Here is a 12,456-nt window from a genome sequence, read left to right on the forward strand (position 1 = left end):
TCGCCAACCGCGGCGAGATCGCCTGTCGGATCATCCGCACCCTTCGCTCCCTCGGCATCCGCTCGGTCGCCGTCTTCAGCGACGCGGATGCCGATGCCCGCCACGTCCACCTCGCCGATGTCGCGGTGCGCCTGGGACCGGCGCCGGCGGCGCGGAGCTACCTCGACGTGGACGCCGTGATCCGCGCGGCGCGCGAGACCGGTGCGGAGGCCATTCATCCCGGCTACGGATTCCTCGCCGAGAACGCCGCGTTCGCCCGCGCGTGCGAGGACGCGGGGATCGTCTTCATCGGTCCGAGCGCGGAAGCGATCCGGGTCATGGGCGACAAGATCACCGCCAAGCACGCCGTCGAGGCGCGCGGGGTGCGCACGGTTCCCGGTGTCGCGCGGGCCGGGATGACGGATGACGAACTCATCGCCGCGGGTGAGGTTGTGGGCTACCCCCTTCTCATCAAGCCCTCGGCGGGAGGTGGGGGCAAGGGCATGCATGTCGTCGAGGCGCCCGAGGCGCTGGCGGGGGCGATCGCCGCCGCCCGACGCGAGGCGGCGGCCAGCTTCGGCGACGACACGCTCTTCCTCGAGCGCTACGTCCGCGCCCCCCGCCACATCGAGGTGCAGGTGCTCGCCGACGCGCACGGCGGAGTCGTCCACCTGGGCGAGCGCGAGTGCTCGCTCCAGCGCCGCCACCAGAAGGTCATCGAAGAGGCGCCGTCGCCGTTGCTCGACGCCGAGACCCGCGCGCGCATCGGCCAGGCCGCGTGCGAGACCGCCCGGAGCGTCGACTATCGCGGAGCGGGCACCGTCGAGTTCATCGTGTCGGCCGAGGCGCCTGGGGAGTTCTTCTTCATGGAGATGAACACGCGCCTGCAGGTCGAGCATCCGGTCACCGAAGAGGTCACGGGCCTCGACCTCGTCGAGCAGCAGCTGCGGATCGCCGCGGGCGAGCCGCTCGGTTTCGATCAGGATGCCGTCACCCTCACCGGGCACGCGATCGAGGCGCGCGTGTACGCCGAGGATCCGGCATCCGGATTCCTGCCGACCGGCGGTCACGTCTCGCGCGTGCGGCACCCGCGCGGGGAGGGGATCCGCGTCGATACGGCGCTCGAGGACGGCCTCGAGGTCTCGGTCGACTATGACCCCATGCTCGCGAAGATCATCGCGTGGGGGCCCGATCGCGAGATCGCGAGGCGGCGACTCGTCGCCGCGCTGGGCGACACCGCGGTGTTCGGTTTCGCGACGAACGTAGCGTTCCTTCGGGCGCTGCTCGAGGTTCCCGCCGTGGTCGCGGGAGAGCTCGACACGGGGCTCATCGGTCGCGAGCTGGAGGGCCTCACGACGGAGGCGCTCGACGAGCGTGCCTTTGCCGAAGCGGCTCTGATCCTGGATGCCGCGGCCTCGCGCGCACGGGAACCGTGGCGACGCCGAGACGGCTGGCGGCTGGGGGCACCTGCGCCCCGGCGCTACCCCCTCGCGCTCGGCGGGGAGCAGCGGACCCTGGCGGTGTCGGGTGCGGGGGAGACGCTTGCGGTCGCGGCAGGCGCACCGCCCGCGCGCGTCGGCGAGGACGAGGGGCCGGTGCCGAGCGTGCGCGCCGAGGGGTCCGGGCCGGCGCGGCTCGCCCGACACGACGACGGTCTCGTCTCGGTCACCCTCGACGGGCGCACGCGCACCTTCGCGACGGAGGTCGACGCCGACGGTGTGTGGATCGCGCGAGAGGGCGCGGTGCTGCGCGTCTCGCCCGTCCTCACCGAGCACCGCGCGGACACCGCCGCGGAGGCCGACCCGCAGCTCGTCTCGCCGATGCCGGGCACGGTGGTGGCCGTTCATGTCGCCGACGGCGCGACGGTCGCCGTCGGCGACGCGGTGCTCGCCGTCGAGGCGATGAAGATGGAGCACGTGGTGCGATCGAGCGCAGCCGGAAGGGTCGCGCTGCAGGCGCGTGTCGGCGATGTCGTGTCACGCGGGCAGGCCCTCGCGGTGGTCGTGCCGGGCGACCCGGGCGCGGGCGCGGAACCGGGCGCGGGCCCGGGCACCGAACCGGGCGCCGAACCGGGCGCCGACGGGGCGACGGTCGCGCCGAGCCCCGACGACGAAAGGGGCGCCGAGTGAGTGGCATCCGGATCATCCAGCGAGGGCTGTACTTCGACGAGCTGGTGGAGGGCGCGACCTACGTGCACAGCCCCGGCCGTACGGTGACCGAGGCCGACAACGTGCTCTTCACGACCCTGACGATGAACACGCAGTCCCTGCACCTGGATGCCGCGTGGGCGGCGTCGACGGAGTTCGGGGAGCGTCTGGTGAACAGCATGTTCACGCTGTCGACGATGGTCGGGCTCTCGGTCGCGCAGCTCACGCAGGGCACGATCGTCGCGAACCTCGGATTCAGCGAGGTGCGCTTCCCGGCGCCCGTGCGCGTCGGTGACACCCTGTACGCCGAGACGCTCATCGCGGGCAAGCGGCTCTCGGTCTCGCGGCCGGGGCAGGGGATCGTGGAGTTCGCCCACACGATGCGCAACCAGAATGGGGTGGTGGTCGCCGAAGCGCGCCGCTCGACGCTCATGCTCATGAGCCCCGCGTCCGCTTCGGGCCCCGCGACCGCGCCCGGCCCCGACCCGGCCCCTGACCGCGACCCCGAGGAGGAGCCTTGATACATGGCCCCGCCCTGCTGTTCTGCCCCGCCGATCGCCCCGACCGCTACGCCAAGGCGGCCGCGGCGGCCGACACCGTGATCCTCGACCTCGAGGACGCCGTCGCCCCCGCCGACAAGGAGCGGGCGCGCGAGGCGCTCGCCGCGAGCACGCTCGACCCGGCGCGGGTGATCGTCCGGCTCAACGCGGCGGGAACACCCGAGCACGCTCTCGATCTCGCCGCCGTTCGTGCGACCGCGTACACGACGGTGATGCTCGCCAAGGCCGAGTCCGCCGCCGACGTCGAGGCCACTCCGGGCCTGCGCGTGCTCGCGCTGTGCGAGACCGCGCGCGGCGTGGTGAACGCGGCCGAGATCGCCGCGCACCCCGCCACGGTCGGGCTCATGTGGGGCGCCGAAGACCTCATCGCGAGTATGAACGGGCGCTCGAGTCGCTTCGCCGACGGCCGCTACCGCGACGTCGCCCGCACCGCGCGCGCGACCGTGCTGCTGGCCGCCCGTGCCCACGGCAAGGACGCGATCGACGCGGTGCACCTCGACCTCGCCGATCTCGATGGCCTGCGCGCCGAGTGCGAGGATGCCGCCGCCTCGGGCTTCACCGCGACCGCGTGCATCCATCCGACGCAGGTGGCCACGATCCGCGCCGCGTTCGCGAGCACCGACGCCGAACGCGAGTGGGCCCGGGCCGTTCTCGCCGAGGCGGAGGGGCAGCCCGGGGTGTTCCGCTTCCGGGGACGCATGATCGACGAGCCCGTGCTGCGGCAGGCGCGCGAGGTACTGCGATGACCGCGACCTGGAGAGCCACGCAGAAGGCGAACCGTCGCGCCTCTCTGATGCGGTCGGCCGCAGCCCTGTTCGCCGAGCGAGGTTTCGCGGCGGTGTCGACCGTGGAGCTCGGCGAGGCCGTCGGCATGAGCGGCCCCGCGCTGTACAACTACTTCCCGAGCAAGGAGGCGCTGCTCGCCGAGTTGCTGATCGACGCCAGCCAGCGCCTGCTCGAGGGGGGTCGCGCCCTCGTCGCCGAAGGGGGAGCTCCGGGTGAGGTGCTCGCGCGGCTGGTGCGGTTCCACCTGGACTTCGCGACGGCCGACCCCGACACCATCCGCATCCAGGACCGCGAGCTCGCCCAGCTGCCCGCCGATGTCAACCACCGCGTGCGGAGCCTGCAGCGTCAGTACGTGCAGGAGTGGGATGCCGTCCTGGCATCCGTGCGCCCCGAGCTCGATGCCGCCGAGCGCCAGACGCGCCTCCTCGGGACCTTCGGCTTGCTCAACTCGACCCCGCACAGCGCGGACTCCTCCGGCGAGCGAGCCGCGGAGATCCTCGCCGCGATGGCGCTGCGCGCGCTCGTGGGATCGGCCGGCTGACCCGATGTGTCGGTCCGGGGGTGTCGGGCCTCACCTCCGCCGGACGGTACGGCCGCTCACTCCGGCAGGAAGAACTCCCGCGCGAGCGGGGCGATCTCGATTCCGGATGCCGTCGCGGCGGTGACCCAGCGCAGCTCCACGATCTCGGCATCCAGGACAGGCTCCTGGTCGCCGATGTCGACACGGAACACGTCCGCGACCACCTCGAAGCCGGGTTCGTTCGCGGCCGCGGCCGCGAACTCGCCGAGCGGTTCGAGGGCGGCGGGGTCGACGTCGAGGCGGATCTCCTCGGCGAGCTCGCGGGCCAGCGTCTCGGCCGGCGTCTCCCCGGCCTCGGGCTTTCCGCCCGGTTGCATGAACGCGGTGGTCCCGGCCTTGCGCACGAGCAGCAGGCGCCCCTCGGCGTCGGTGATCACCGCGGCGGACACTCGGATTCGGCGGGGTTCCGTGGCTTCCTGTCGCACCCCCGCACGCTAACACCCCGCGCCCGCGAGCCTTGAGTGTCCAAGACACGCCGTAAGGCGTCCGCCCGTAACGGCGTGTCTTGGACAGTCAACGGGGTGCGGCGCCCGCCCGTGTCACGCCGTCCCGCGGCGGATACTCGCCACGATCGGGCGCGTCGACGCCAGGGCCGCGGCGACCAGGGCGAAGCCCGCGACGAACGTCAGCGCGATCGTGGCGACCGAGAGCGGGGCGATGAGCAGGCTCATCCCGACGATCGGGAACGACAGCACCCCGCCCAGCACGGCACCGCCGATCGCCGCCCAACGCAGCGGGACCATGACGGTGAGGCGACGGGCGCGGCGGAGCTCGGCGTCCGGGATGCCGAGTCGGTCGAGGCCCACGATCAGGTCGCGCTCCTCGAGCACCGACGCCGCCTGCGTGACCCCGACCGCGCACGCGAGGAGGACGAAGGCGATGCCGAGGGTGAGGAGCACCCCGGTGCGGATGTCGGCCATCAGCGTCCCCTCCGCGTCCCCCGCGGCCCCGGCCACGTCGGCGATCGCGAGACCGCAGCCGGCGACCACCGCGATGAACGACACGATGGCCATGCCCGACACCCGGCGCCACGACGGTCCCGCATGGGCGGCGAGCTCCCGACCGGCGACGAGCGCGGCCGCTCCCGTGGCGTGACGGGCCATCGCCCGCCCCCGCGCGGCGACGATCGGCGCGCCGATGAGGTTCAGCAGGGCCATCCCGCCCGCGAACACGCCGAGCAGCACGGCCAGGGCGATCGCCGGGCCGAGGAGCTCGCCCACCACCGCGAAGTTCGCCACCAGGAGAGCGACGCAGGCCAGAGCGACGAGGCCGACGATCAGCGCCCCGCGCCGCGAGGGCGGGGCGGCGCTGCGCGTCCGCACGCCCAGCGGGGTCACGGTGACTCTCCGCAGGCTCGCGGCCGCGCTGACCGCCGCGATCACGACCACGCCCGCGAGCACCGCGGCCCCGAGCAGCGGGTCGATCGCGACGGAGGGGATGCCGACGGGACCGCCGAAGAAGGGGAGCAGCCCGACGAGCGGCAGGAGCACGACGTACAGGGCCACGCCCGCGATCGCTCCCGCGGCGGCGACCAGCGTCGCCTCGAGCACCGTGAGCGACCAGATCTCGCGGCCGCTCGCGCCCAGCAGGCGCAGCGTCGCGAGGCGGTCGTTGCGACGGCGGCTCGACAGTCGGGCGGCCGCAGCGCCCAGCGTGACGAGGGGGACGGCGAGCAGCAGAAGTGCGAGCGAGGCCAGGATGCCGTACAGGCCGTCGCCCGCGTCCTGAGCGCGGGGGTCCACGAGGAACATGCGCGCGCCGCCGGCGACGACGAGGAGCAGAGCCGTGGTCACCGCGAAAGCGACGGCGGGGAGGACGATCGCGGCGCGACCCTGACGGCTGGGCCGCGACAGCAGGCGCGCGAGGGGGAGGACGGTGCTCATCGCACGGCCTCCGCGGGAGCAGGAGCGGCGGCGGATGCGGTGTCGTCGATCACTCGACCGTCGCGCAGGCGCACGATGCGCGAGCACCGTCGAGCGACCTCGCCGTCGTGCGTGACCATCACCAGCGTCCGGCCCTGGCCCGTCGTGGCGTGCAGGAGCGCGCTCAGCACGTCGGCCGAGGTGGCCGAATCCAGCGCACCGGTGGGCTCGTCCGCGAACACGACGGTCGCTCCCGTCACCTGCGCGCGGGCGATCGCGACGCGCTGCGCCTGCCCGCCCGAGAGCTGACCGATACGGCGGGACTCCATTCCCGCGAGCCCCAGGGCGGCGAGCCACCCGGCGGCGTGCCGCTCGGCATCCTGTCGTCTCATGCCGGTGAGCAGGAGCGGGAGGGCGGCGTTCTCGACGGCGGTGAGCTCGGGCAGCAGCAGGTGTTCCTGGAACACGAAGCCGAGGAGCGTGCGGCGGACGCGCGCCCGCTCACCCTCGCTGAGACCGACGAGCTCGGTCGGCTCCGCGCCCGGGGGTGAGAGCACGACCGAGCCCGAGTCGGGCGCGGTCACGGCCGCGAGCGCGTGCAGGAGGGTCGTCTTGCCGGAGCCCGAGGCACCCATGACGGCGACGGACTCGCCGGGGCGAATGGTGAGCGAGATGTCGTCGAGAGCGGCCAGCTCTCCGTAGCGCTTGACGAGTCCGGTCGCGGTGAGGACGGGGGAGGAGGTCATGCTTCCATCCCAGCCGCGCGGGGCGGCCGCGTCGTCCGTCTCGGGGCCCATCCGCATCCGCCGCGGGAGGGATCGCGGCTACCCCACGAGGATGCGGGCACGGCCGCCGATGTGCACGGCGGTGACGGGCACCCCGTAGACCTCCGACACACGCGCGGCCGACAGCGCGGCCCCCGGGGCCCCGTCGGCGAGCACCCGCCCGTGCTGCAGGAGCAGCACGCGCGTGCAGTACGCCGCCGCGAGGTCGAGGTCGTGCAGGGTCAGCACCGCGGTGGCCCCCGTGTCGCGCAGGTGGGTGAGCAGCGCGTGCTGGTGTCGTAGGTCGAGGTGATTCGTGGGCTCGTCGAGCAGCACCGCTTCGGCGTCCTGCGCGAAGGCGCGCGCGAGGAGCACGCGGCGCCGCTCCCCACCCGACAGGGCGTCGAGCGTGCGGTCGAGCAGCGACGTGAGCTCCCACCGCTCCGCCACCTCGGCGATGACGGCGTGATCGTCGCCGTCGTAGCGGTGCCAGTCGCCGCGCCCCGCCGAACGTCCCAGCAGGAGCACGTCGCGTGCGCGATACGGCAGGTCGGTGTGTTCGTCCTGGGCGACGAAGGCGAGGTGTCGTGCCCGCTCCCGCTCCCGCAGCCGGTGCAGGTCGCGTCCGTGCAGGCGGACGCGCCCGCCGGCCGGGCGGCTGAGCCCGGCCAGCGCGCGCAGGAGCGAGGTCTTCCCGGCGCCGTTGGGGCCGACGACGGCGACGCGCTCGCCGGGGCGCAGGGTGAACGAGAGGTTCTCGATCACCCGGCGCCGTCCGTGCGCGACGACGACGTCCTCGGCCTCCAGCAGGGCCGGCCCCTCGGCCGCGGAGTCGTCAGTCACGTGTCCCCGAGGCGATGGCTTCGAGGCCGGCGACGGCGGCGGGCGACGGGCTCGACGTGTCGGCGCTCACCATCACGATGCGACCGGCCTTCACGGCATCCAGTTCTCCGATCCCGGGTTCGGCGAGCAGTTTCTCGCGCGCCTGTTCCGCGGTCTCGCCGTACAGGCCGTGCGTGAGGACGATCCAGGTCGGCTGCGCGGAGAGAAGGCTCTCGGTCGAGACCGTGAGGTACGCGTCGCTCTGGTCGCCGTAGACGTTGTGGAGGCCGGCGGCGGTGAGAACGGCCGCCGGAAGGCCCGCTCCGCCGTATGCCGAGATCGGGTCCTCCGACGAGAAGTAGTACACCCACGCGGCCGAGTCGCCGGTCGCGGGGCGCGTGGCCGCGGCGATCCGCGCGTCGAGCGCGTCGGCGGCGGCGTCGGCGGTCTCGCTCGTGCCGAAGACGGTGCCCAGGCGCCGCACGTCGTCGGTGACGGTGTGCAGGTCCACCGCCTCGCTGTCGGTCTGGGCGTCGTGTCCGCATTCGCCCTGCACCGTCAGGATCGGGATTCCGGCTGCCTTCACCTGCGCGGGGTCCGCCGAGAAGAGCCCGTAGCCGAACACCAGGTCGGGAGTGGCCCCCACGATCGTCTCGGTCGTGGGATCGGCGGGGTCGATGATGAGGGCGTCCGAGGGCGGGTCGGCGATCGAGTCCGACAGGGCCGCCCCGAACTCGGCCGTTCGGGCCGTGATCGCCGTGCTCGCCCCTGCCGCGTCGAGCAGCTCGACCGCGGCGGTGCCGACGGTGAGCACTCGTTCGGGGCGCGCGTCGATCTGCACGTCGGTACCGCAGTCCGTGACGGTGACGGGGTATGCGCCGGCGGCGGTCGACGCCGGGGCGGCGGCGGAAGACGAGCAGCCGGCCAAGAGTGCGGCCCCGGACAAGAGGAGGGCGGTGGCGAGGGTCGGGCGAGAACGCATCGGGTTCCTTTCGGGTGGCGCTGTCAGGCGTCGCGGCTGCGACGGGCGATCAGCAGGAGGAGCAGGGGAGTGCCGAGCAGGGCGGTCAGGATGCCGAGGGGGATCTCGCGCGGCGCGAGCACGGTGCGCGCGAGGGTGTCGGCGGCGACGAGGAGCATGCCGCCGAGCAGCGCACTCGTCGGCAGGAGCAGGCGGTGCGTCGCTCCCACGAGTCCGCGGGCGAGGTGGGGGACGACGAGGCCGACGAAGCCGATGGACCCGCTGACCGCCACGGCGGCCGCGATCGCGACGGCGGTGACGACGGCGACGTTGCGCCGGAGACGGTCGGGGTCGCTGCCGAGGCTCCGGGCGACGTCGTCGCCGAGTCCGATGGCATCGAGCCGTCGGCCCCAGACGGTCAGGAGTCCGACGGCGGCGAGGAGCGCGAGCGCGACGACCGGGAGATCGGCCCACGACGCCTGGCCGAGCGATCCGAGCATCCAGAACGTGATCGCTCGGATCGCGTCGCGGTTGTCGGAGAGCACGACGACGAGGTTCGTCACGGCCGACAGCGCGTAGCCGACGGCGAGTCCGGCGAGCACGAGGCGACCCGATCCGAGACGCCGGCGGGGCCCGACGAGCACCAGCACGATCACGAGCGCGAGCACCGCCCCGACGAACGCCCCGCCCGAGGTCGAGAGTGCGCCCGCGAAGGCCCCGGCGCCGAGGGCGATCACGGCGGCCGCGCCGAGGGAGGCGCCGGAGGTGATGCCGAGCAGGTAGGGGTCGGCGAGGTCGTTGCGGACGACCGCCTGCAGAGCGGCGCCGCTGGCGGCGAGGATGGCGCCGACGCAGAACCCGAGCAGCACGCGCGGGGCGCGCAGCTGCCCGACGACGGCGTCGGCCAGGCGCGTGGCATCCGTGGTCCCGGCCGTGTCGGTGAGTCCGCGCCAGACCGCGTCGACGACGTCGACGGGGGTGAGTGCGACCTGCCCGGCGGCGATGCCGAGGACCGCGACCACCGGCGCGGCCGCGCACAGGAGCCCGATCACGGCGGCGCCTCGCCGGCGGCGCCACGGCGCCGGAGTCGACTTGACGTCGGCCGCTCGCGCTTCTACGGTCATGGCCTAATGATAACCATTCTCAATAAGGCGTTCTGACATGACCCATCTCCGCCTTCTCCGCCTGTGGCGCGGTCACGCGGGGGCGCTTCTCGCGCTCGTCGCCGTCGGCGTGGCGATCTCCGCCACCTGGGCGGTGCAGGCGGTGCTGCTCTCGCGGCTGTTCGCAGGTCTGCTCGGCGGGCGCTCGCTCGTCGACCCCTCGTTGGCGCCGATGCTCGTCGCCGTCGCCGCGGTGCTGCTCGTGCGCCCCGCGCTGACGCTCACGCGGGCCGTGGTCGCGCATCGGACGATGGATGCCGTCAAGCGCGACCTGCGCGAGCACGCCGTCGCCGCGCTGATCCACCGCACCGCTCGCACACCGGGCGAGGGACGCAGCGGCGCGGATCAGGCGACGGTGACGGACGGCGTCGAGAACCTCGACGCCTACCTCTCGGCCTACGTGCCGCAGTTGGCGGTGACCGGCGTGGTCTTCGTCGCCGTAGGGACGAGCCTCGTGCTGGTCGACCCCCTCATCGGGGTCGTGGCGATCGCCGCGGCGACGCTCCTGCCGCTGGTCCCGCGCCTGTGGGATCGCGTGCTCGCCGCGCGGGGCGGAGAGCACTGGGACGCCTATCAGAACCTGCACTCCGAGTTCGTCGACTCGATGCACGGGATGACGACCCTCGTGGCGTTCGGCGAGGAGGAACGCCGCGAGCGTGAGCTCGCCGCGGCCTCGGACACCCTCCTGCGGCGGACGCTTCGCCAGCTCAGCGTGTCGCTCGTGGAGTCGGGCCTTTCGCAGTTCGCCCTGCTCGCGATCCCGGCTCTGGTGCTCGTCCTGGTCGCCGTGCGCGGGGGAGAGCTGAGCGCGTTCCAGATGTTCGCCGCGGTGCTGCTGTCGATCGAGCTCGTACGGCCCCTGCGGGAGCTCGCCGCCGCCTGGCACGCGGGCTATCTGGGTACTTTCTCCGGTCCTCTCGTCCTCGACCTCGTCGAGGCCGATCGGGGGCGGCGAGACCCGGCCCCCGTCTCCCGCGCCGAGGTCGCCCTGCCGTTGGAGGTGACGGGGCTGCGCCTGCGGCATCCGAACTCCCCGGCTCCGGTCGTCGATGATGCGTCCTTCCGCGTGGATGCCGGACTCACCGCCGTCGTCGGGCCCACCGGCGCGGGCAAGTCGTCGATCGCGGCCGCCGTGGCGGGACTGCTCGAGCCCGAGGCCGGCACGATCTCGCTCGGCGGACGGACCCTGAGCACCGACGAGCTGCGCGCGCGGGTGAGCCTCGTCGCCCAGGACCCGGCGCTGTTCACGGCCGACGTCCGCGCCGAGATCCTCCTCGGCGCTCCGGGCGACCCCGCACACGTCGACGAGGTCGCCGCGCGGGCGGGGATCGGCCCCGACACGCCGCTCGGCGACGGCGGAGCGGTCCTCTCGGGCGGGCAGCGCCAGCGCGTCGCGATCGCGCGCGGCGACATGCAGCACCGGCGCGTGCTGGTGCTCGACGAGGCCACCTCGGCTCTCGATCCCGCGGCGGAGGCCCGCGTGATCGCGGCCCTGCGCGCGGCTCACCCCGACGACGCGCTCCTCGCGATCACGCACCGCTTGGCGGTGGCCGAGAGCGCCGACCGCGTCCTCGTCGTCGAAGGCGGCCGCATCACCGAGACCGGCACGCCCGAGGAACTGCGCGAGCGCGCGGGCGCCTACGCAGCGCTCCTCGCGGCCGAGGGTCGCACGGTCGTCTCGGGAGGTCGGGCGTGAACGTCCTGCGGCCTCTCGGCCTGCTCGTGCCCTACCTGCTTCGGCGGCGCGGACTGTTCCTGGGCGTCCTCGCGGTCGTCACCGTCGGCATGCTCTCCTCCGTCGCGGTGTCGGTGCTCTCGGTCTCCGCGGCGTCGGCGCTCGCCGTGGCGGCGGGGGCGCCCGCCCTCGTGCTGGCTGTCGTCGCGGCGGTCGTGGCCGCGGGACTGGCCGCGTGGGGCGAGCAGTGGTTCGCGCACGTCCTCGCCTATCGGGTGATCGACGCGCTCCGCATCGACGTCCACCGGGCGATCGCGCGTCTCGCTCCGGTGGGCTTGGCCCGCCGCCGTTCCGGCGACACGGTGGCGGCGGCGATGGGCGACGTGGAGTCGTTGGAGTGGTTCGCCGCGCACACGGTGGCCCAGGTCTCGGCGGGGGTCCTCGCCTGCCTCATGATCGACGTCACCGCCGTCGTGCTCCTCGGACCGCTGTGGCTCCTCCTCTTCCCGGCGCAGGCGTTGCTCGTGGCCGTGCCCCTGCTGTTCGCGGGCCGCGCTGCGGAGCAGGGCCGCGTCCTGCGGGCGGCGCTCGCGCGGCTGTCGGCTCGGGTCCTCGCGGCGCGTTCCAGCGCACGCGATGTCGTGCTGCTCGGTCGGGTCGGGATCGAGGCCCGTGCCGTGGCCGATGAGACCAGTGCCGTCCAGCGCGCACGGCGGGGGCTCTCGCTCCGCTCGGGGCTGGAGCAGGCTTTGACCGACGCCGTGACCGTGATCGTGCTGCTCAGCACGCTGCTGCTCGCCTCGGCGGCCGTCTCGGCGGGTATGGATGCCACGCTCGCGCCGTCGCTCGTGGTGCTCGCCGCGGCGGCGTTGTCGCCGGCCGCGGTCGCCGCGGGCGCTCTCGGGCGCCTCGGTGAGACGGCGGAGGCGGCCCGTCGCGTCGCAGAGGTACTGCGCGCCCCGGGGGTGCGACCCGCCGACCCGGTGAGTGGCCGGACGCCCTCGACGCCCCACCCGGGCGCCATCGTGGCGCGGGGTCTGCATGCCGCCCATCCCGGAGGGGAGACCGCCGCCCTCGACGGCCTCGATCTCGACCTCTCCCCGGGCGAGCACGTCGCGGTGGTGGGCGAGAGCGGCGCGGGCAAGACGACCCTCGCG

Annotated in this window: 12 protein-coding genes; 6 read left to right on the plus strand and 6 right to left on the minus strand. The window is 74.1% G+C overall.

Going from position 1 to position 12,456, the window contains the following annotated elements:
- The 4 genes from NS220_RS10395 to NS220_RS10410 form a co-directional block, all read left to right on the plus strand.
- Window positions 1-2,108, plus strand: a 2,108-nt coding sequence (locus tag NS220_RS10395) for an ATP-binding protein (protein WP_153004249.1), incomplete at its 5' end; no start/stop codon positions are given.
- Window positions 2,105-2,647: a MaoC family dehydratase gene (locus NS220_RS10400; RefSeq protein WP_058623987.1), complete on the plus strand. Its 543-nt coding sequence runs from the start codon at window positions 2,105-2,107 to the stop codon at window positions 2,645-2,647. The genes NS220_RS10395 and NS220_RS10400, both read left to right, overlap by 4 nt.
- The gene (locus NS220_RS10405) at window positions 2,644-3,432 is read left to right on the plus strand and encodes an HpcH/HpaI aldolase/citrate lyase family protein (RefSeq protein WP_058623988.1); all 789 of its coding nucleotides are present in this window, start codon (window positions 2,644-2,646) and stop codon (window positions 3,430-3,432) included. Before NS220_RS10400 ends, NS220_RS10405 begins: the two co-directional genes overlap by 4 nt.
- Window positions 3,429-4,013 (plus strand): TetR/AcrR family transcriptional regulator, encoded by a 585-nt coding sequence (locus tag NS220_RS10410; RefSeq protein ID WP_058623989.1) that lies wholly within the window; start codon window positions 3,429-3,431, stop codon window positions 4,011-4,013. Before NS220_RS10405 ends, NS220_RS10410 begins: the two co-directional genes overlap by 4 nt.
- Before the next feature lie 56 nt (window positions 4,014-4,069).
- Here the strand turns inward: NS220_RS10410 and NS220_RS10415 are convergent, their stop codons facing one another.
- From NS220_RS10415 to NS220_RS10440, 6 genes are all read right to left on the minus strand, one after another.
- Window positions 4,070-4,477 carry an NUDIX hydrolase gene (locus NS220_RS10415; protein ID WP_058623990.1) on the minus strand — a complete coding sequence of 136 codons (408 nt, stop codon included), beginning with the start codon at window positions 4,475-4,477 and terminating at the stop codon, window positions 4,070-4,072.
- A gap of 114 nt (window positions 4,478-4,591) precedes the next feature.
- The gene (locus NS220_RS10420) at window positions 4,592-5,935 is read right to left on the minus strand and encodes an FtsX-like permease family protein (protein ID WP_058623991.1); all 1,344 of its coding nucleotides are present in this window, start codon (window positions 5,933-5,935) and stop codon (window positions 4,592-4,594) included.
- Complete coding sequence (locus tag NS220_RS10425; protein WP_081323116.1) at window positions 5,932-6,660, minus strand: ABC transporter ATP-binding protein; 729 nt, start codon at window positions 6,658-6,660, stop codon at window positions 5,932-5,934. Before NS220_RS10425 ends, NS220_RS10420 begins: the two co-directional genes overlap by 4 nt.
- A 78-nt stretch (window positions 6,661-6,738) precedes the next feature.
- Window positions 6,739-7,521 (minus strand): ABC transporter ATP-binding protein, encoded by a 783-nt coding sequence (locus NS220_RS10430; protein ID WP_081323114.1) that lies wholly within the window; start codon window positions 7,519-7,521, stop codon window positions 6,739-6,741.
- Window positions 7,514-8,482 carry an ABC transporter substrate-binding protein gene (locus tag NS220_RS10435; RefSeq protein WP_058623993.1) on the minus strand — a complete coding sequence of 323 codons (969 nt, stop codon included), beginning with the start codon at window positions 8,480-8,482 and terminating at the stop codon, window positions 7,514-7,516. Before NS220_RS10435 ends, NS220_RS10430 begins: the two co-directional genes overlap by 8 nt.
- 23 nt (window positions 8,483-8,505) lie before the next feature.
- Window positions 8,506-9,585 carry a FecCD family ABC transporter permease gene (locus NS220_RS10440; RefSeq protein ID WP_058623994.1) on the minus strand — a complete coding sequence of 360 codons (1,080 nt, stop codon included), beginning with the start codon at window positions 9,583-9,585 and terminating at the stop codon, window positions 8,506-8,508.
- A gap of 37 nt (window positions 9,586-9,622) precedes the next feature.
- On the opposite strand from NS220_RS10440, the gene NS220_RS10445 reads away from it, so the two are divergent.
- Entirely contained in the window at window positions 9,623-11,320 is a 1,698-nt protein-coding gene (locus NS220_RS10445) for an ABC transporter ATP-binding protein/permease (RefSeq protein WP_058623995.1), read from the plus strand.
- A partial coding sequence (locus NS220_RS10450; RefSeq protein ID WP_153004250.1) for an ABC transporter transmembrane domain-containing protein occupies window positions 11,317-12,456 on the plus strand: 1,140 nt, incomplete at its 3' end. The genes NS220_RS10445 and NS220_RS10450, both read left to right, overlap by 4 nt.

It is taken from the genome of Microbacterium testaceum, assembly GCF_001476655.1.
Lineage (GTDB): Bacteria > Actinomycetota > Actinomycetes > Actinomycetales > Microbacteriaceae > Microbacterium > Microbacterium testaceum_C.